This window comes from Streptomyces griseoruber, from assembly GCF_001514205.1.
Classification (GTDB): Bacteria; Actinomycetota; Actinomycetes; order Streptomycetales; family Streptomycetaceae; genus Streptomyces; species Streptomyces griseoruber.
The window spans coordinates 230,014-249,671 of record NZ_KQ948764.1; the positions used below are offsets into that span (position 1 = coordinate 230,014).

The 19,658-nt window shown below is 71.7% G+C and carries 18 protein-coding genes; 8 read left to right on the top strand and 10 right to left on the bottom strand.

The window, feature by feature from the left end; translation table 11 throughout:
• Positions 1-15: 15 nt before the first annotated feature.
• The 6 genes from AQJ64_RS05425 to AQJ64_RS05450 all read right to left on the bottom strand — a co-directional run bounded on the left by AQJ64_RS05425 (position 16) and on the right by AQJ64_RS05450 (position 8,492).
• Entirely contained in the window at positions 16-1,116 is a 1,101-nt protein-coding gene (locus AQJ64_RS05425) for a calcium:cation antiporter (protein WP_055635807.1), read from the bottom strand.
• 216 nt (positions 1,117-1,332) lie between these two features.
• Positions 1,333-2,334, bottom strand: coding sequence for a TerC family protein (locus AQJ64_RS05430; RefSeq protein WP_099054026.1), 1,002 nt, complete (start codon positions 2,332-2,334; stop codon positions 1,333-1,335).
• 234 nt (positions 2,335-2,568) lie between these two features.
• Positions 2,569-4,599 carry a TerD family protein gene (locus AQJ64_RS05435; protein WP_059202443.1) on the bottom strand — a complete coding sequence of 677 codons (2,031 nt, stop codon included), beginning with the start codon at positions 4,597-4,599 and terminating at the stop codon, positions 2,569-2,571.
• A gap of 54 nt (positions 4,600-4,653) precedes the next feature.
• The gene (locus tag AQJ64_RS05440; protein ID WP_055636494.1) at positions 4,654-5,232 is read right to left on the bottom strand and encodes a TerD family protein; all 579 of its coding nucleotides are present in this window, start codon (positions 5,230-5,232) and stop codon (positions 4,654-4,656) included.
• A 160-nt stretch (positions 5,233-5,392) separates the two neighbouring features.
• The gene (gene uvrB / locus AQJ64_RS05445; RefSeq protein WP_055636495.1) at positions 5,393-7,546 is read right to left on the bottom strand and encodes an excinuclease ABC subunit UvrB; all 2,154 of its coding nucleotides are present in this window, start codon (positions 7,544-7,546) and stop codon (positions 5,393-5,395) included.
• Between the two features lie 82 nt (positions 7,547-7,628).
• A complete protein-coding gene (locus AQJ64_RS05450; RefSeq protein WP_055636496.1) occupies positions 7,629-8,492 on the bottom strand; it encodes an MHYT domain-containing protein in 864 nt (287 codons plus the stop codon).
• A gap of 275 nt (positions 8,493-8,767) precedes the next feature.
• Between AQJ64_RS05450 and AQJ64_RS05455 the strand changes: the two genes are divergently transcribed.
• The 4 genes from AQJ64_RS05455 (at position 8,768) to AQJ64_RS05470 (ending at position 12,386) form a co-directional block, all read left to right on the top strand.
• Entirely contained in the window at positions 8,768-9,640 is an 873-nt protein-coding gene (locus AQJ64_RS05455) for a glycerophosphodiester phosphodiesterase (RefSeq protein WP_055638626.1), read from the top strand.
• Between the two features lie 83 nt (positions 9,641-9,723).
• Positions 9,724-10,278 carry a methylated-DNA--[protein]-cysteine S-methyltransferase gene (locus AQJ64_RS05460; RefSeq protein WP_055638627.1) on the top strand — a complete coding sequence of 185 codons (555 nt, stop codon included), beginning with the start codon at positions 9,724-9,726 and terminating at the stop codon, positions 10,276-10,278.
• Positions 10,279-10,428: 150 nt separating this feature from the next.
• A complete protein-coding gene (locus AQJ64_RS05465) occupies positions 10,429-11,337 on the top strand; it encodes a pseudouridine-5'-phosphate glycosidase (RefSeq protein ID WP_055638628.1) in 909 nt (302 codons plus the stop codon).
• Complete coding sequence (locus tag AQJ64_RS05470) at positions 11,334-12,386, top strand: carbohydrate kinase family protein (protein WP_079061485.1); 1,053 nt, start codon at positions 11,334-11,336, stop codon at positions 12,384-12,386. The genes AQJ64_RS05465 and AQJ64_RS05470 overlap by 4 nt, the downstream gene beginning before the upstream one ends.
• 149 nt (positions 12,387-12,535) lie before the next feature.
• Here the strand turns inward: AQJ64_RS05470 and AQJ64_RS05475 are convergent, their stop codons facing one another.
• The gene (locus tag AQJ64_RS05475) at positions 12,536-13,330 is read right to left on the bottom strand and encodes a methyltransferase (RefSeq protein ID WP_055638634.1); all 795 of its coding nucleotides are present in this window, start codon (positions 13,328-13,330) and stop codon (positions 12,536-12,538) included.
• Positions 13,331-13,587: 257 nt separating this feature from the next.
• On the opposite strand from AQJ64_RS05475, the gene AQJ64_RS05480 reads away from it, so the two are divergent.
• Complete coding sequence (locus tag AQJ64_RS05480) at positions 13,588-14,715, top strand: magnesium and cobalt transport protein CorA (protein WP_055638629.1); 1,128 nt, start codon at positions 13,588-13,590, stop codon at positions 14,713-14,715.
• Between the two features lie 48 nt (positions 14,716-14,763).
• On the opposite strand, the gene AQJ64_RS05485 is transcribed toward AQJ64_RS05480, so the two are convergent.
• Entirely contained in the window at positions 14,764-15,189 is a 426-nt protein-coding gene (locus tag AQJ64_RS05485) for a CBS domain-containing protein (RefSeq protein WP_055638630.1), read from the bottom strand.
• Between the two features lie 122 nt (positions 15,190-15,311).
• Positions 15,312-15,953 carry a nucleoside/nucleotide kinase family protein gene (locus AQJ64_RS05490; protein ID WP_055638631.1) on the bottom strand — a complete coding sequence of 214 codons (642 nt, stop codon included), beginning with the start codon at positions 15,951-15,953 and terminating at the stop codon, positions 15,312-15,314.
• A gap of 122 nt (positions 15,954-16,075) precedes the next feature.
• On the opposite strand from AQJ64_RS05490, the gene AQJ64_RS05495 reads away from it, so the two are divergent.
• From AQJ64_RS05495 to AQJ64_RS05505, 3 genes are all read left to right on the top strand, one after another.
• Positions 16,076-16,840, top strand: coding sequence for a DUF2293 domain-containing protein (locus AQJ64_RS05495; protein ID WP_059202444.1), 765 nt, complete (start codon positions 16,076-16,078; stop codon positions 16,838-16,840).
• Positions 16,841-16,897: 57 nt separating this feature from the next.
• On the top strand, positions 16,898-17,377 hold the full coding sequence (locus tag AQJ64_RS05500) for an anthrone oxygenase family protein (RefSeq protein ID WP_055636775.1): 480 nt from the start codon (positions 16,898-16,900) through the stop codon (positions 17,375-17,377).
• A gap of 174 nt (positions 17,378-17,551) precedes the next feature.
• Positions 17,552-19,039: a glutamate synthase subunit beta gene (locus AQJ64_RS05505; RefSeq protein ID WP_055636774.1), complete on the top strand. Its 1,488-nt coding sequence runs from the start codon at positions 17,552-17,554 to the stop codon at positions 19,037-19,039.
• 29 nt (positions 19,040-19,068) lie between these two features.
• Here AQJ64_RS05505 and AQJ64_RS05510 read toward each other — a convergent pair whose 3' ends face one another.
• Positions 19,069-19,620: a carboxymuconolactone decarboxylase family protein gene (locus AQJ64_RS05510; RefSeq protein WP_055636773.1), complete on the bottom strand. Its 552-nt coding sequence runs from the start codon at positions 19,618-19,620 to the stop codon at positions 19,069-19,071.
• Positions 19,621-19,658 lie beyond the last annotated feature (38 nt).

Genomic DNA, 19,658 nt, shown 5'->3' on the forward strand with positions numbered 1-19,658 from the left:
GAACGGTCAAGGCGGTCAGGGGTTGATCGCCAGTTCCAGGTAGGCCAGGAACAGGACGAGGTGCACACCGCCCTGGAGCGGGGTGGCCCGTCCCGGCACCACGGTCAGGGAGCCGACCACCACGGTCAGCGCGAGCAGCACCATGTAGGTGGCGCCCAGGCCCAGGACGAGGGGGCCGGAGAGCCAGATGGAGGCAAGGGCGACCGCGGGGATCGTCAGGCCGATGCTGGCCATGGCGGAGCCGAGCGCGAGGTTGAGGCTGGTCTGCACCCGGTCGCGGCGGGCGGAGCGCAGCGCCGCGATGGTCTCGGGGAGCAGCACGAGCAGGGCGATGACCACTCCGACGACGGCTTGGTGCAGTCCGGCCGCCTCCACCCCGGACTCGATCGTGGGCGAGACGCCCTTCGCCAGGCCCACCACCCCGATCAGGGCCAGGCCGAGGAGGCCGAGGCTGATCAGTGCGTCCCGTGAGGACGGGACTCCCGCGTGGTCGTCGGCGGTGATCACTTCTCCTTGGCGGGTGACCGGCAGGAAGTGGTCGCGGTGCCGGACGGTCTGGGTCGCCACGAACAGGCCGTAGAGGATCAGCGAGGACAGCGCGGCGAAGGTCAGCTGGACGGAGGAGAACTCCGGTCCCGGTGTGCTGGTCGTGAAGGTCGGCAGGACCAGGCTGAGCGTGGCCAGGGTCGCCACGGTGGCCAGGGCGGCGCCCGTGCCCTCGGGGTTGAACACGGCCGTGCCGTGCCGCAGCGAGGCGACGAGGAGACAGACGCCGACCACGCCGTTGCAGGTGATCATCACTGCGGCGAAGACCGTGTCCCGCGCCAGGGTCGAGGACTTGTCGCCGCCGTCCACCATCAGGGTCACGATCAGGGCGACCTCGATGACCGTCACGGCGATCGCGAGGACCAGCGAGCCGAAGGGTTCGCCGACCCGGTGGGCGACGACCTCGGCATGGTGCACGGCGGCCAGGACGGATCCGGCGAGGACCACGGTGACCAGCACGACGACCGCCACAGGCAGATCGCGGCCCCAGGTCAGGACCAGGAGCACCACGGCCAGCACCGGCACGAGGGTCGTCCACCGGGTGGTGAGCGTCCTGAGCCGAGCGATCATGCAGGGATCGTCGCAGAGCTGTCAGGGCTTCGCATTCCGGCTCCTACGGCCGGTGCGGCCCTCGCGTCACTCGAACGCGGTGACGTCCTCGACGTCGGGTAGCGGTCCGGCCGGTTCCTGTCCCAAGGGTTCCCGTCCCAAGGAAGCACCGGGAGCGGCGCTCGGCGATTCGCCGCGCACCGCTCACCGGGCTGGTTGTTCCTGTGTCGTCCGCGGTCAGGCCTGGATGCTGTCCTTCGGAGCGCCTTCGCTCTCCGTCCGCGCCGCCTCGGCCGCCGCCTGCTTCTTCGAGACGCGCAGGCTGGTGATCGTGGTGACGATCAGGACGGCGCAGATGACGCCGAGCGAGACCGGGATGCTGATCTCGGGGACGTGGACGCCGGACTCGTGCAGTGCGTGCAGCACCAGCTTGACGCCGATGAAGCCCAGGATGACCGACAGGCCGTAGCTGAGGTGGACCAGCTTCTTCAGCAGGCCGCCGATGAGGAAGTACAGCTGCCGCAGGCCCATCAGCGCGAAGGCGTTGGCCGTGAAGACGATGTACGGGTCCTGGGTGAGGCCGAAGATCGCGGGGATGGAGTCCAGCGCGAACAGGACGTCGGTGGTGCCGATCGCGAGCATCACGACGAGCATCGGGGTCATGACCCGCTTGCCATTCTGCTCGATCCACAGCTTGGTCCCGTGGTAGCGGTCGGCGACGCCGAACCTGCGCTCGGCCGCCTTGAGCAGCTTGTTCTCCTCGAACTCCTCGTCCTCCTCGTCGGCCCGGGCCTCCTGGATGAGCTTCCAGGCGGTCCAGATCAGGAAAGCGCCGAAGAGGTAGAACACCCAGGCGAAGCTGGCGAGGATCGCGGCGCCCGCGGCGATGAAGACGGCCCGCAGGACCAGGGCTATGAGGACGCCCACCAGCAGGACCCGCTGCTGGTACTGCGACGGGACGGCGAACTTCGCCATGATCAGGACGAAGACGAAGAGGTTGTCGACGCTGAGCGACTTCTCGGTGATGAAGCCGGCGAAGAACTCTCCGGCCGGCTGGCCGCCGCCGAAGACGAGGAGGCCGAGGCCGAAGAGTCCGGCCAGGGCGATCCAGACGACGGTCCAGATGCCCGCTTCCTTGATCGACACGTCATGCGGCTTGCGGCCGATGAAGAAGTCGACCGCGATCAGGGCGGCCAGACCCACGATGGTGAGAACCCATAGGTTCAGGGAAACATCCACTGCGCCTCCGGCAGTACGTAACGGCAGGTAATCAGCGTCGTCGCGCTGCCGGAGGTCTCTTCCACCCCGTCCCGGGCGGGACTGGGCCGGCGTCCCGGGATCCACTTCGATCCGTATTGACGGGTGCGCCGCAGCAGGGAGTACTCCCCTCCGTACGGAAAACAGTACCCCAATCACCAAGGAAAGGTAAAGTGATTGGCAAAAGAAAGACCAAATTACCTGTTCAGGGATGCTTTACGTGTGCTTGGTACGCGCGATCGCCACCTGGGCCAGCACCTGCTGGAGCACTTCACTGCCGGGCGGCACGAGCGCCGGTTCATACGTCCAGGCGTGCCCGACCCAGGGGTCCGCGAGGTGGTCGTCGGGCACCGGGGTCAGCCGGAGCAGCCCCCGCCACAGCGGATCCAGCAACGGACCGTAACCGGCGGCGTCCTCCCGGTCGGCGACCAGCATCAGATGGACGCCCACGGCGGGACCCTCGTCCGCGAGGTACCGGAGCTGGTTCACGGCGCGGTCGTCGAAGCCGTGCGGGAAGTCGTTGACGACGAGGAGCTGCTGGGAGGTGTCGAAGCCGGGCGGCAGGGCGTCGGCGACACCACCGCGCACCGCCATCTGCACCAGGTCGACGCGCTGGGTCAGCCGGCCCAGGACGTCCGCCACCCCCGCCGCGCCGGCGGCCGGCGGGGTCGCGAGCACCCCGGCCCGGACGAGCGGTGCGAGGGCCTGCGCCCCGGAGCCCGCCGGGTCGATGACGTGCACGGTGAACTCGCCCGCCGGATACACCGCCAGCAGCCGGGCGGTGTGCGCCACGGCCGACACCAGAGCGAGGTGCCGCAGCTCGTGGGAGTCGGTGAACGGCTCCTCGGCCGATGCCGTACCGCCACTGTCGATCCACAGCCCGCGCTCCAGCGGGAGGCGGACCAGCATCGGGATGCGCAGCGAGTCGCTCTCGGGCAGGTGCAGGTCGCCGAGGCGCAGCGCCATGGGCATCTCCATCGGGACGCGGTAGGCGTGCCAGACGGGGTTGTCCCAGCGGGCGTAGGCCGGGGGCAGCGCCGGTTCGACGACGTCGGACTCGGCGCCGAGCTGGACGAGGTCCCGCTCCAGGGCCTGGCGGGCCTGGTCGACGAGCTGGATGTGCCGGGCCTGAGCCGCCTCGCGGGCCGCGTCCCCCTGGCCGCCGATCCTGCTGCGCGGGTCGGACAGGACCTGGTCCAGCTCCCTCTCCATACGGGTGTCGGCGAAGTCGACGGCGCTGCGGTAGGCGGCCGTGGTCCGGGCCAGGTCCTCGAACATGCCCCAGACCTGGTTGTAGAGCCGCTCCTCCATCGACCAGCCGGTCGCGTCGCCCGCGACGGGCGGGGCGGGCTGCCCCGGCTGGGCGGGCGGCGCGGTGGGCGGGGGCGGCGGCGGCGCGGCGTTCCGCCGACCGGGGTGGACGTAGTCGACCGGGCCGCCGGTGGCGGGCGGAGGCGGTGGAGCCGGCTGCGGGGTGGCGGGGTCCGTCGGTACCGCAGCGGCGGGAACCGGATCCGTCGGCCCGCCCGTCGGCACGGAACCCGTCGGCGCGCCGGCCGGGCAGCCGGTGGCGCCCTGTGCCCCGTACGCGGAGCCGCTCTGGTCCGGGCCGAGGGCGGACGCGGCCGCCTGCCGCGAGCGGTCGCCGTCGGGCGCACGCGGGGGCGGGGGCGGGGCCGGGACCGAGCGGGCCAGGCCCTGGGCCACCGCCTCGTTGATACCGGCCGCGAGCTGCTGCGCCTGCGGCAGGCCCTGGTCGGTGAGGAGTTCGGCGAGGCCGCCCGCGTACCCCTGGCCGACGGCCCGCACCTTCCAGGCGCCCTGGCGCCGGTAGAGCTCCAGGGCGACGACCGCCGACTCGGCGCTCAGACCGGTGACGGTGTACCCGGCGACCTCGGTGCCGTCGAGGCCGGTCACCCTGACGGCGGGGGGCGGGACGGAGCCGAAGCTGACGGGGCCTCCCCCGTCGCCCGTGGGCAGGGAGAGCAGGACGTTGACCCGGTGCACGCTCGCCGGCATGGCGTCCAGGTCCACGGCGAGACGGTGATCGGCGGCCGCCTGCCGGGAGACCTCCAGACCGGGCAGGGTCGGGGAGCCCGGGTGGGCCACCCATTCGACGCCCTGCGCATGGCCGTTCTCGTCGCTGAGCGTGGCCGCGGCCACGACCGGCGTGCCGGCCGAGACCCTGATCTCGAGGCGAACCGTGGAGAGCGGGTGGTTCTGCCCCCGCACCAGCTCGGCCGTCATCGCCTGTCCCCCTGTGTCGCGTGTGGTGGTGTCGTGTCGGTCGGCCGGGGCCTGTTACAGGAGCGGCACGAGGGCCGGCATCAGGTCCTGGAAGGTACGGCCGTTGGCCGGGGCGCCGAGGGCCGTCATCGTCCAGCCCGCGCCCGAGCGGTGCACCTTGGCCATGATCTGGGCCGTGTAGGCGCCACCGCCCGCGAGCGTGTAGCGCGCCAGCTCCTGGCCGTTGGTCTCGTCGACCAGGCGGCAGAAGGCGTTCTGCACCTCCTGGAAGGTCTGGCCCGTGAAGGAGTTCACGGTGAAGACGATCTGGTCGATGTGGACCGGTACGCGCGCGAGGTCGACGAGGATCGCCTCGTCGTCGCCGCCCTGGCCGACGCCGCCGACGAGGTTGTCACCGGTGTGCCGGACGGAGCCGTCGTCGCTCACCAGGTGACGGAAGAACACGACGTCGACGGGCTGCTTGTCCGCGAACAGCACGGCGGAGGCGTCGAGGTCGATCTCCCGGGTGCGGGAGCCGAACAGGCCACGCCGCGGGGCCGCCTGCCAACCGAGACCCATACGGACCGCGGTCAGGCTGCCCCCGTCGTTCTTCTGCAGACTGATGGCCTGGCCCTTGGTCATGTTGACGGTCACGGGCTGATTCCCCTCTCGAACTGTCCCCTGTTGCCGCGGAGTCCGCGGTTGCGGAAAACCCTACGCACAGGCACTGACAGTGCCGTACCCGGGCACGCACTTTGTGTCGGTCTTGCAACACTGCGCGTCGCGGCCCGGGCACGGCGACCGCACGGGTCCCTCAGGCCAGACCCGCCTCCCTCATCTGACGCAGTTCCTTCTTCATCTCGGAGACCTCGTCGCGGATCCGGGCGGCGACCTCGAAGTGCAGGTCCGCGGCGGCGGCCCGCATACGCTCCGTCATCTCCTCGATCTGTTCGGCGAGTTGGGCCGCCGGACGGTCGGTGGGGACCGTCTCCTTGGCCTTGCCCCTGGCGGACTTGGACGTGGCGCCCGTGGCCGTCCTGGCCGCCTTGTCGCCGAGGGAGGGCACGGGTGCCTTGGTGCCGCGTCCGTCCTTCTTCGCCCGGTAGCCCGTGCCGAGCAGCTGCTCGGTGTCGACCTCCTCGCGGGCGATCTGCGCGACGATGTCGTTGATCTTCTTGCGGAGCGGCTGCGGGTCGATCCCGTTCGCCTTGTTGTAGGCGATCTGCTTCTCGCGTCGGCGGTTGGTCTCGTCGATGGCCCGCTCCATGCCGGGCGTGATCTTGTCGGCGTACATGTGCACCTGGCCGGAGACATTGCGGGCCGCGCGGCCGATGGTCTGGATCAGCGAGGTGCCGGAGCGCAGGAAGCCCTCCTTGTCGGCGTCGAGGATCGCCACCAGGGACACTTCGGGCAGGTCGAGACCCTCGCGCAGGAGGTTGATGCCGACCAGGACGTCGAACTCCCCGGCGCGCAGCTCGCGCAGCAGCTCGATGCGGCGCAGGGTGTCGACGTCGCTGTGCAGATAGCGCACCTGGATGCCGAGTTCCAGGAAGTACTCCGTGAGGTCCTCGGCCATCTTCTTGGTGAGCGTGGTGACCAGGACGCGCTCGTCCTTCTCCACGCGGGTCCGGATCTCGTGCACCAGGTCGTCGATCTGGCCCTCGGTGGGCTTGACGACCACCTCGGGGTCGACGAGGCCGGTGGGGCGGATGATCTGTTCGACGACGCCGTCCCCGCGGGAGAGCTCGTACTTGCCGGGCGTCGCCGACAGATACACGGTCTGCCCGATGCGCCCCTGGAACTCCTCCCACTTCAGGGGACGGTTGTCGAGGGCCGAGGGCAGCCGGAAGCCGTGGTCGACGAGGGTGCGCTTGCGGGAGGCGTCGCCCTCGTACATCGCGCCGATCTGCGGCACGGTGACGTGCGACTCGTCGATGACGAGCAGGAAGTCGTCCGGGAAGTAGTCGAGCAGGGTGTTCGGCGGGGAACCGGGCTCACGGCCGTCGAAGTGCATCGAGTAGTTCTCCACGCCGGAGCACGAGCCGATCTGGCGGAGCATCTCGATGTCGTAGGTGGTGCGCATGCGCAGCCGCTGGGCCTCCAGGAGCTTGCCCTGCTTCTCCAGTTCGGCCAGGCGCTCCCCCAGCTCCTTCTCGATGTCGTTGACGGCCCGCTCCATCCGCTCCGGGCCGGCGACGTAGTGGGACGCCGGGAAGACGTACAGCTGCTCGTCGTCGCTGATGATCTCGCCGGTGAGGGGGTGCAGCGTGGACAGGGCCTCGATCTCGTCGCCGAACATCTCGATGCGGACGGCGAGCTCCTCGTAGACCGGGAAGATCTCGATGGTGTCGCCGCGCACCCGGAAGGTGCCGCGGGTGAACGCCAGGTCGTTGCGCGTGTACTGGATGTCCACGAAGCGGCGCAGCAGCTCGTCGCGGTCGATCTCCTCGCCGACCTTCAGCGGGACCATCCGGTCCACGTACTCCTGCGGCGTGCCGAGGCCGTAGATGCAGGACACCGAGGCGACCACGACGACGTCCCGCCGGGTGAGCAGCGAGTTGGTCGCGGAGTGGCGCAGCCGCTCGACCTCCTCGTTGATCGAGGAGTCCTTCTCGATGTAGGTGTCCGACTGCGGTACGTACGCCTCGGGCTGGTAGTAGTCGTAGTACGAGACGAAGTATTCGACCGCGTTGTTCGGGAGAAGTTCGCGGAATTCGTTCGCCAGCTGGGCGGCCAGGGTCTTGTTCGGCGCCATCACCAGGGTGGGCCGCTGGAGCTTCTCGATCATCCACGCGGTGGTGGCGGACTTGCCGGTGCCGGTCGCGCCGAGGAGGACGACGTCCTTCTCGCCGCCTTCGACGCGCCGGGCGAGCTCGGCGATGGCCGTCGGCTGGTCGCCGCTGGGCTGGTAGGGGCTGACGACCTCGAAGGGCGCCACCGTGCGTTCGATGTGAGAGACGGGCCGCATGCCATCCACCGTACGACCCCCCACTGACAACAGGGCCGGATCAGCGGTTTCGTGCGGGCGGGCCCCGGTCCGAGGGGCGGGGTCAGCGGTTCTGCGGAGTGCGGGACTCGCGGTGGGAGACCTTGCGGCGGGGGCGCAGCGCCGGGCGGCGGGCGGCGTGCTGCACGCTCGGGTGTGCCGGAACGCCGGGCTTGTGTTCGACGGGGGTCCAGCGGGGCTTGCCCACCATCAGCGGGTCGAACATCACGACGACGCCGGCGAGCACCAGGAAGGCGAGGGGGCCGATCAGCATCGGCGCGAGGAGGGTCGCGGGAGAGTCGCCTCCGGCCGGGCTGCCGGTCGTGTGCAGGTGGACGCTCAGCGCGGCCATGCCCGTGTAGTGCATGCCGGTGACGGCGAGCCCCATGACGAGGCTGGCGCCCACGCTCCACAGGAAGCCTCTGACCTGTCCGGCCGACCACAGCGCCGCGGTGGCCGCAACCATGGCTATCGCGACGGAGACGCCGACGGTGAACGTGTTGTACTCCAGCTTGCCGTTGAACCGCATCCCTGCCATGCCGAGGTAGTGCATCGACGCGATGCCCAGGCCGGTGATGGTGCCGCCGGTGAACAGCGCGGTTCCGGTCGCGCCCCGGAAGCCGACGATGAAGACGCCCACGCCCACCATGAGGATGGCGACGCCGAGGCTGGCGTAGGTCGTCGGCTTGTCGTAGTGGATGGGGGCTCCCCTGACCGTGAAGCCCATCATCGCGATGAAGTGCATGGTCCAGATCCCCGAGCCGATCGCCGCGGAGCCGAGGGCCAGCCATCCGGGGCGCCAGGAATGGGCGACGAGCAGGGCTCTGGTGGTGCAGCGCAGGCCGAGCGCACCGCCGAGGCAGGCCATGAGGTAGGCCACCAGCGGGGTGACGATTCCGTAGCTGAATCCGTCGACCGTGCCGTGCATGCGCGGTTGCCCTTCCGCCCTGTTGCTTGCTTTTTTCCTTTACGCGCCCCTCCCAGGACCGCGCGAGCGGTCAAGGTGAGAGAGAGTATGACTCCCACCGGAATGGTCGAACGATTTTCCGGCAAAGAAACACGTCCTTGCCGCACATGTGCGGCAGCCGTGAGCGACCTCGGGCGCCTCCTTCTTTCATCCTCCGGTCACCCCGCACCACCTCCGCCGTCGACTCTGTGCTGTCACAGTTGAGCTGTACGTGAGCAACGACGCGAGGAGTACGCATGCATGCGCGCACAGTAGCCGCAACGACCACCGCGCTCCTGGGTACCGTCGCCCTTCTGCTCCCCGTCCACGACGCCCGGGCGGGCATCGCCACCCATGCCGTGGTCGTCGCCCACCGGGGTGCCTCGGCGCTCGCCCCGGAGAACACCCTGGGCGCCGTCGACGAAGCCGCCGCCCTGGGCATCGTCTGGGTGGAGAACGACGTCCAGCGCACCAAGGACGGCGAACTCGTGGTGATCCACGACGACAGCCTCCGCCGTACGACGAACGTGGAGGAGGTCTTTCCCGGCCGTGCCCCCTGGAAGGTGAAGGACTTCACCGCGGCCGAGATCGCCCGGCTGGACGCGGGAAGCTGGTTCGGCGCGACGTACACGGGCACGCGCGTGCCCACACTGGAGCAGTACATGCAGCGCGTGGAGCACAACCACCAGAAGCTGCTTCTGGAGATCAAGAACCCCGAGCTGTATCCGGGCATCGAGCAGCAGACGCTGAAGCTGTTGAGCAACGAGGGCTGGCTCGACCAGCGGCATGTGACCGGACGGCTGATCGTGCAGAGCTTCAGCGCCGACAGTCTGCGCACGGTGCACGAACTGAAACCGGCGGTGCGGACCGGTCTGCTGGGTGCGCCGGCCGAGGCGGACCTGGCGCGGTACGCGGTCTTCGCCGACCTGATCAACCCCTCGCACACCGCTCTGTCTCGCGGCTATGTCGACGCGGTGCACGCGCTGAAGGGACCGCACGGCAAGCCGATGAAGGTCTTCGTCTGGACGGTCGACGACGCCGCCAGGGCGAGGACCGTCGCCCGGTACGGGGTCGACGGTGTGATCACCAACAGGCCCGACGTGGTGCGCAGGGCCCTGTACCGGTACTGACCGGGTTGTCCATGGCCTTGTCCGTGGCCTTGTCGATGGCGTTGTCGGTGGCGCTGTCAGTGGCAGGTCGTACGGTGGGGCGCATGAACAGTCTTGGGCGGGACGGGCAGCAGGTCGTCTGGGCCGTCGTCGGCACCGACATCGGTCCGCTGCTGCTGGCCGCGACCCGCGAGGGCCTGGTCAACGTCGTGTTCCACGCCACCGAGGTGGTCCGTGACCAGGCGCTCGGCAGGCTCGCGGACCGGCTGGGCACGGAGCCCGTCGAGGCACCCGGTTCGCCGCTGCTGGCCGAGGCGATACGCCAGGTCGACGCCTATTTCGCGGGTGAGCGGCACGCTTTCGAGCTGCCCCTGGACTGGTCGCTCATCTCGGGCTTCAACCGCCAGGTCCTGCGCGAGCTCGCCTCCGGAGTGCCGTACGGCGCGGTCGTCGGCTACGGCGATCTGGCCCGGCGGGTCGGGCAGCCGGGGGCGGCGCAGGCGGTGGGGACGGCGATGGGCGCCAATCCGCTGCCGGTCGTCGTGCCCTGTCACCGGGTCGTCGAGAGCGACGGCGGCATCGGCGGGTTCGGGGGCGGTCTGGAGACCAAGCGGAAACTGCTCGCGCTCGAAGGGGTACTGCCCGAGCCGCTGTTCTGAGGGGCCTCCGGGGGCGCCGGGCTCCTCGCCGGCGGGGGTCGCGTCCGCCATGCGTCGCGGGCCGGTGGCGTCCCCCACAGGCGGCCGGGGTTTGGCCGGGTGCGCCGCCCGCCAGAGATGAGGGAAGGCCCGAGGACAGGAGACAGGCGCATGGTGCTGGTGGTGTCGGAAGAGGTGCGGGAGGCGGTCGACGCGCGTCGACCCGTGGTGGCTCTGGAGTCCACGATCATCGCTCATGGGCTGCCGCGCCCGCGCAACCTCCAGGTGGCGCGGGAGCTGGAGGCCGCCGTCCGCGCGGAGGGTGCCGTTCCGGCGACGATCGCCGTGCTGGACGGGCGGCCCCGTGTCGGCCTCGACAAGGAGCAGCTGGAGCGGGTCGCCAACGAGGACGGCATCCGCAAGCTGGGCCACCGTGACCTGCCGCTCGCGGTGGCCTCGGGTGCGAGCGGGGCGACCACGGTGTCGGCGACGGCGCTGCTGGCGGCGCTGGCGGGGGTCCGGGTGTTCGCGACGGGCGGGCTCGGCGGGGTGCACCGGGAGTGGACGGTGACCCAGGACGAGTCGGCCGACCTGGGGCTGCTCGCGCGTACCAGGATCACGGTGGTGTGTGCGGGCGTGAAGTCGATCCTGGACGTTCCGGCGACCTTGCAGCGTCTGGAGACCCTGGGCGTGGCCGTCGCCGGCTACGGCACGGACCGCTTCCCGGGCTTCTACCTGTCCGACTCGGGGCATCCCGTGGACTGGACGCTGGAGACCCCCGCGCAGGTGGCCGGGGTGATGCGGGCCCAGGACACGCTCGGCGGGCCGGAGTCGGCGCTGATCGTCGCCAACCCGGTTCCCGAGGAGGAGCAACTGGATCCCGAGGTGCACGCGCGCGTACTCGCGGACGCGCTGCACGCGTGCGAGGAGGCGGGCGTCACCGGCCAGGGGGTCACTCCGTTCCTCCTCGACCATCTCGTCCGGCACACCGACGGGGCGTCGCTGAGCGCCAATCTGGCGGCGGTGCGCGGCAACGTACGTCTGGCGGCCCGGATCGCGGCGGCCTGGGCCGAGGGATGACCGGACACCCGGGCGGATCGGCGCACCTGCGCGGCGGACCGGGCACGACTCCGGGACCGGCTCCGGGACCGGCTCCGGGACCGGCCGAGGGCGGGAACCCGCAGGGCGGGGCGCTGCTGGTCGTCGGGGACGTGGTGACGGACGTCGTCGCCCGGCACCGGGGGCCGCTGGCGTCGGGTACGGACACGGCCGCCGTGATCCGGACCCTGCCGGGCGGCGCGGGCGCCAATGTGGCGTGCTGGGCGGCGCACCGGGGGTGTGCGGACGTACGGCTGCTCGGCCGGGTGGGTGCGGACTCGGCGGCCTGGCACGAACGGGAACTGACCGCGTGCGGGGTACGGCCCCGGCTCGTCGTCGATCCGCAGGCACCGACCGGGACGGTGATCTGTCTGGTGGACGCGGAGGCCGCGGCCGAGCGGACGTTCCTCACCTGCAGCGGGGCCTCGCTGCGCCTGGAGCCCGGCGACTGGTCGGACGCCCTGCTGGACGGGGTGGGCCGCCTGCATCTGTCGGGCTATCTGCTGTTCTCCGCGTCCGGGCGGGCCCTGGTGCGTACGGCGTTGGCGTCGGCACAGGCGCGCGGCGTGCCGACGAGCCTCGATCCGGCGTCGGCGGGCTTCCTGGCGGAGCTGGGCGCCGGGCGTTTCCTCGCGCTCGTCGAGGGGGTGGACGTACTGCTGCCCAGCCGTGACGAGTCGTGTCTGCTGACCGGGTCGCCGGACGGGGCGGAGGCGGCGGCCGAGCTGAGTCGCCGTGTCCCGCTCGTGGTGGCCAAGCAGGGGGCCGGCGGGGCGCTGATCGCGCGCGGCGGCGCGGTCGTCGCCGCTGTCCCGGCCGTCCCCGCGACGCCCCGGGACACCACGGGCGCGGGTGACGCCTTCACGGGCGCCTTCCTCGCCTCCCTCCTCCGGGGCGACGGGCCCGCGGCAGCGGCGGCCGAGGGGTGTCGGGCGGGCGCCCGCGCGGTGGAACGGGTGGGCGCCCGGCCGCCCACGCCCGGCGACGGGACGACACCGGCGGTCATGAACGGGGCCCGTCCGACCGGCTGAGGCCGCGTCGGCGGGGCGTATCGGCTCGGTCCGCGCGGGCGGCCCAGCGGTCCCCGGCGGACGGCCCGCCCGGCGCGGGCGTCACCGTTGCCCGCGCACCCCCCGCGGTCCTTGAGGCTGCCCGTCCCCGACGGGCGGTCCCGCCGGCTCTACGCCTTGCGTCCCCAGGCGGAGATCATCGGTGCCGTGGCCAGGTCCATGGTGCCGGAGGCGACGTTGGCCAGGTGGCGGTCGATCTCCTCTGCGGTCGCGAGACCGGCGCCGACGAGTCCGTCCCGGATCTGGCGGACCGTCGCCGACTCCAGGGCGGCGCAGGCGGGTGAGGTGACCGGGAAGTAGGCGTCGGCCTCCACGCGCTGGAGTCCGGCCTCGCGGAGCAGACGCGGGAGCTTGCGGCCGTAGGAGAGGTCGGCGCCCCGGTCGGCGAGCAGCGTGCGGAAGCCGTGGCGCAGCCGGTTGGCGAGCTGCTGCTCGGGGCCGTGCTCGTCGGGGCAGAGCAGGGGCTGAAGGGCGGGGTCGCCGTCCTCGACGAGGAGGCGTCCGCCGGGGCGCAGGGCCTTCACCATGGAACGCAACGCCCGTTCCCGGTCCGGGACATGGACCAGGACGAGCCGGGCGTGCACCAGGTCGAAGCCCTCGGCGGGGGGTTCCTCGACGCCGACGTCGTGGACGCGCACCTCGACCGGGGGGCGGCCGGCCGGGGCGAGCCGGGAGGTGTCGATGTCGGTCGCGACGACCTTGCCGGTGGGGCCGACCTTCTTCGCCAGCCAGGTCACCACCGAGGTCCCGCCGGCCCCGACCTCCCAGCAGCGCCAGCCGGGGCCGACGCCCAGCCCTTCGAGGTGGCGGAACGTCGTGGGGTCGAAGAGGGCGGCGAAGGCGTCGAAGCGTTCCGCCGCCTCGGTCTGCCGGTTGTCGAGAAGGTACCCGTCGGTTCGCGTCATGTGCCGATCATCCCAGTTGTCCCGCTTGCCGGAGGCGGTCGACGCGGCCATGAATCCATGGCGGGGCGCAGCGGTGTTCATGTCGGAGAGGGCGGAAAATCCGTATCGGTCGGGGCCTGGAGCCCCTTTGTCCACAGGCGGGAACAAACCGGAACCGGCCCTTTCCACAGGCTTACCCACGGCATGCGCGAGCCTGGCAGACTGGCCGACGAGGGCGCGGGAGTGCGGCGCGAGGAGAGCCACGCAAGGAGATCCAGATGACCATGGCAGGGAATCTGCGGAAGGTCACCGGCCTCGGCCGGGTCGGCGGCCTGCGCGGGGTGGCGCGGCTGGCCCGGCGTCGTGCCCGGGTCGACCTCAGTCACCACGCGCGCTCCCCGTTGGGCTCCTCCGTGGTGAACTGCGTGACCTACCAGGAGGGTGTGCGCGCCCCTGTCTGCGAGGATCTGGTCGAAACGGTCGAGCGGGTGCGCAAGAGCGGCCAGGGCTTCGTCTGGCTCGGGCTGCACGAGCCGACGAACGCCGAGTTCGCGGGCATCGCCGAGCTCTTCGACCTGCATCCGCTGGCCGTGGAGGACGCCGTCGAGGCCCATCAGCGCCCCAAGGTCGAGCGGTACGGCGAGACGCTGTTCGCGGTGTTCAAGACGGTCTGCTACGTCGAGCACGAGGAGCTCACCGCGACGAGCGAGGTGGTGAACACCGGCGAGATCATGGTGTTCGTCGGCCGGGACTTCGTCGTCACGGTCCGGCACGGGCGGCACGGCTCGCTGGGACCGCTGCGCGAGGAGCTGGAGTCCGATCCGGGGCAGCTCGCCAAGGGCCCGTCGGCGGTGCTGCACGCGATCGCGGACCATGTCGTGGACGACTATCTGAACGTCACGGACGCGGTGCAGGGGGACATCGACCAGGTCGAGGCGGACGTCTTCGCGGAGAACGGGGCGCGGGCCGACCCGGGGCGCATCTACCAGCTCAAGCGTGAACTCCTGGAGCTGAAGCGCGCGGTGGTCCCGCTGAAACGCCCGCTGCTGGATCTCGCCGACCGTCCGGTGCGAGTGATCGAACCGGAGATACAGGCGTACTTCCGGGACGTCTCCGACCATCTGCTGCGGGCCACGGAGCAGATCGCCGCGTTCGACGAACTGCTGAACTCGATCCTGCAGGCACATCTGGCGCAGGTCACGGTCGCGCAGAACGAGGACATGCGCAAGATCACCGCCTGGGCCGCGGTGATCGCGGTGCCGACGATGGTCTGCGGGGTGTACGGCATGAACTTCGATCACATGCCGGAGCTGCACTGGAGGTTCGGCTATCCGCTGGTCCTCGGCGTGATATCCGTGGCCTGTCTGGTGCTGTACCGCGGATTCCGGCGCAACGGCTGGCTGTGAGGGCACCCGGCCCCGGGCGGCGGCAGGGCCGGGTCGTCGTCAGTGCGGTCAGGGGCCGGTCCTGGCGTAGACGCTCTCGGCCCAGGAGGCGATCTGGCCCTCGCTCAGATGCCGGGCGAGGTCGGCCTCGCTGATCATGCCGACCAGGCGCTTGTTCTCGATGACGGGGAGCCTGCGGATCTGATGGTCCTGCATCTCGCCGAGCACGTCACCGACGTCGGCGCTCGCGTCGATCCAGCGCGGGGTGCCCCGGGCCATCTCTCCGGCGGTGACCTTCGCCGGGTCGCGGCCCATGGCCACGCAGCCGACGACGATGTCGCGGTCGGTGAGGATGCCGCAGAGCCGGTCGTTGTCGTCGCCGATGGGCAGGGCTCCGACGTTGAGTTCGCGCATCAACTGTGCGGCGCGGTCGAGGGTTTCATGGGCGGGGATCCATCGGGCGCCCCGGTGCATGATGTCTCCGGCTGTGGTCATGGGTACCTCCCGGTACCGGACGGCCGGCGCGGCGCGGGGGGCACCGCTGGTCCCGGCGCCCCTCCATTCTCGCCGTGCCCGGGGGTGCCCGCATCTCACCGGCCGTCCGGCTCCGTCTCGGCTCATCCGCCCCACGCCGGATGGCGCGGATCGTCCGCACGGACCAGGACGTCGGCCGTGGCGGCGGGGTCGGTCTCGGCGGCGTAGGTGTCGAAGGCGGGCAGGGTCCACCGGTCCGCCTCCGGGGTGCGCCGGCGCAGGGCGGCCGGGGAGAGCTGGACATGGACGGTGAGGTCGAAGGGGAACCAGTGTCGCAGGAGGAGGGGGCCGTGCAGCAGCAGGAAACCGCCCGGCGGGAGGCCGACGTAGGAACTGCGGGTGGCCCGGTCCGTGGCCGGGTCCCAGAAGTCGGGCAGGATCCGCCCGTCCCCGCCCGGTTCCAGGGGGCCGAACACCTCGCGCCAGAGGGTGCCGGTGTCGAACCAGCCGTCGTAGTAGGCCTCGACGTCGTGACGGCCGTACTCCAGGCGGAGGGAGGCGGGGCGCAGGAAGCCGTGTGCGTCCACGACGCGGGAGGCGCGGCCGTGGATCCGCAGCGCCTCGGCGACGCGGGCGGCGAGGTCTCCGGGGCGGGCTGCCGGGGCGCCGTCGAAGGCGATGCGGGGCCAGGGGCTGCCGTCCGCCGGCTTCAGGTCGAGCAGCCGCTCGGCAAGGAGGTCGCCGAGCCGTTCCCAGGTGATCGCTTCGAGTCGCACACCGCCCATGATGCGTCAGGCACCGGTCGCGACGCGTCGCAGTCGCCCTCCGGCGGCAGATCGCCCCGTGCGGGCGCGAGCCGAGGCGGCGGCCGGGTGCTACCGCGCCCACCAGCGGGAATGAAGCCTGCATGGCAGCACCGGCAACTCCCCCGCCCCGCACCGGCCTTCTCGTCGTGCAGCCGCTTCGGCGGAAGTACTGTGCGGGCTGCCGCCGGGGGCCGCAGCCGATGCTGGTGCTGGGGGAGGGCGGGGCCCGCTGCCTGGACTGCGCCGACCTGGGGCACCTGGTGTTCCTGCCGCGCGGGGACACGGCGCTGACCCGCCGGTCGCGGGAGGAGAGCGGGCTGTCGGCGGTGGTCGTGCGGTTCAACCGGCGCAAGGGGCGCTACGAGCGGCAGGGCGTCCTGGTCGAGGAGGCGGGGCTCGCCCGGGCCGAGCGGCGATGCCTGGCCGACGCCGAGGCCCGGCTGCGGCGCCGGCTGCGGGACGCGCGGCGGCGGGCCGTGGCGGACGCGCGGTTCACGGAGGCGTTCGCGGCGGAGATCCTGCGCCTGCTGCCCGGCTGCCCGGTGGCACGGGCCCGGGAGATCGCGGCCCACGCCTCGGTGCGGGGCAGCGGGCGGGTGGGCCGTAGCGCCGCCGGGCGGGCGTTGTCCGAGGGCGCGGTGGTCTCGGCGGTCGCCGCCTCCGTACGGCATGTGGAGACGCCGTACGACGAGCTGCTGATGAACGGCGTGCCACGCAACGAGGCTCGACGGCGGATCGCCGCGCGGGTGGAGGCACGGCTGCGGGAGTGGAGGGAGGGCGGGGGCGGGGAGGGAGGGGAGGGGGAGGGGGAGGGGGAGGGGGAGGGCCCCACCCCGGTCACCGATCACATACGGGATATCACTTGAGGTGACAGGGCAGGGGCGGGCAGGATCTCCGGACGACAGGGGGAGTGCACGGTGACAGTGATCGATGGGCCGTATCCGATGCTCGCGCTGCTCGGCGCCGTCACGACGGGGGTGATGGCGGGGGTGTTCTGCGCGTTCTCGGTGCTGGTGATGCGGGGGCTCGCCCAGCTGCCGGCCGCGCAGGGGGTCGCCGCGATGAACGCGATCAACTCCTCGGCGATGACGCCGGTGTTCCTGGTGCTGTTCCTGGGGGCGGCGGGGCTGTGCGCGGGGATCGCCATGGTGACGTTCCTGCTGTGGCCGGACGAGGGGACGCTCCCGTTGCTGCTGGGCAGTGGGCTGTACCTGGTCGGCGCCTTCGGGGTGACCGTCATGGCGAACGTGCCGCGCAACGACAGACTGATGAAGCTGGAGCCGGGAGCGCCGGAAGCGGCGGCGTACTGGCCGACGTACGTGCGCCAGTGGACGCGCTGGAACCATGTGCGGGCGGCCACCTCGGCGGCGGCGGCGATCGTGTACGCGATGTCCCTGGTCTGAACCGGACCGATTCCGATCTGGTCCGGTTCCGATCCGGACCGGTTCTGAGCGGCCTGGTCTCCGATCGGGCCTCGGTCCGCCTCTCGGCACAGGGGACGGACCGGACGTATCGTGGCCGAAAGAGTGCCGCCCGATGACGCTCGGCCTGTCCACGCGTACGCAAGGAAGACGCCCATGGCCGATCCCAAGGGATTCATGACCACCCCCCGCCAGGACTGGCCCCGCCGGCCGGTCGAGGAGCGGGTCCGGGACTGGGACGAGGTGTACGCCCCCGGCGCGCTCCTGCCCATCGTCAGCAAGCAGGCCGACCGCTGCATGGACTGCGGCGTCCCCTTCTGTCACGACGCGTGTCCGCTCGGCAACCTGATCCCGGAGTGGAACGACCTGGTGTCGCGGGAGGACTGGCGGGCGGCGAGCGACCGGCTGCACGCGACGAACAACTTCCCCGAGTTCACCGGACGGTTGTGTCCGGCGCCGTGCGAGGCGGGGTGCGTCCTCGCCATCAACCAGCCCGCCGTGACGATCAAGAACGTCGAGGTGGCGATCGCCGACCGGGCCTGGGCCGAGGGGTTCGCACCGCCGAACCCGCCGGACCGGCTCTCGGGGAAGACGGTGGCGGTGATCGGTTCCGGACCGACCGGGCTGGCCGCCGCGCAGCAGCTGACCCGGGCCGGGCACACGGTCGCCGTGTACGAGAAGGACGACCGGATCGGCGGTCTCATGCGCTACGGGATCCCCGCGTTCAAGATGGAGAAGCACCATCTGGACCGGCGGATCGAGCAGATGATCGCCGAGGGGACGCGGTTCCGTACGGGGACGGCGGTGGGCCGGGACGTGGGCGCGGCGGAGCTGCGGGCGCGCTACGACGCCGTGGTGATCGCCACCGGGGCGACGGCCTGGCGGGAACTTCCGGTGCCAGGGCGGGAGTTGGCCGGGATACATCAGGCGATGGAGTATCTGCCGCTGGCCAACCGGGTGTGCGAGGGCGATCTCGAGGTCTCGCCGATGTCGGCGGCGGGCCTGCATGTGGTGATCGTCGGCGGCGGGGACACCGGCGCGGACTGCCTGGGGACGGCGGTCCGGGAGGGCGCGGCCTCGGTGACCCAGCTGGACATCTACGCCCAGCCCGGCGCGGACCGCGACGAGGACACGGATCCCTGGCCGACGTACCCGAAGATCTACCGGCTGTCGGCCGCGCACGAGGAGGCGCGCGATCTGCGCAGTGCGCCGGCGGCCGACGCGGACGCGCGCCTGTTCGCGGCGTCCACGCTCCGCTTCACCGGGGACGAGGACGGGCGGGTGCGGTCCTTGCATCTCGTCGAGGTGGACGCGCGGCGGCGGCCGGTGGCGGGCAGCGGGCGGGAGCTGCCCGTGGACCTGGTGCTGCTGGCGCTCGGTTTCTCCGGGCCCGACCGGGCGGACGGGCTCGTGGACCAGTTGGGGCTGACGCTCGAGCCGCGCGGCACCATCGCGCGGGACCGTGACTTCGCGACGAACGTCCCCGGCGTGTTCGCCGCCGGGGACGCGGCACGCGGCCAGTCACTGATCGTGTGGGCGATCGCGGAGGGGCGTGCGGTGGCGGCGGCGGTGGACCGCCGGCTCTCGGGCGGTTCGCGGCTGCCGGCGCCCATCTCTCCGTACGACCGGCCCATGAGCGTGTGACGGCCCGACGGCCCCGCCGCTACGGCCGGTCAGCGGCGCTCGTCCGTGCCCGCCACCTTGCCCGTCGCGAGGGCCACCCGGTTCCAGGTGTTGATCGTGCAGATGAGGGCCAGCACCTGGGCCAGTTCGCGGTCGTCGAAGTGGGCGGCGGCCTCGGCGTAGACGTCGTCCGGGACGCCTCCGTCGGCGACCAGGGTGACCGCCTCGGTGAGGGCGAGGGCCGCCTGTTCCTTCTCGGTGTAGAAGTGGCGGGCTTCGCGCCAGACGGCGACCAGGTGCAGCCGGTCCTCGCTCTCGCCGGCCTTGCGGGCGTCGTTGGTGTGCATGTGCAGGCAGTACGCGCAGTGGTTGAGCAGCGAGGCGCGGATCTGGATCAGTTCGACGAGGGCGGGGTCGAGGCCCTCGCGGGCGGCGGCGTCGAGGCCGATGAGGGCGCGGAAGGCCGACCGGGCGGACTTCCCGAAGTCGAGCCGGGTCCGTGCGGCCTCGGCGGCGGCGATCGCCTCGGAGGGGCGTGCGGCAGCCGGGAGAGAGGCGGCGGGGAGAGAGGCGGTCGTGGTGTCGGTCGTGTGCGTCGTCATGTACGTAAACCTAGGGGCGTGAAAGACCGCCGGTAGGG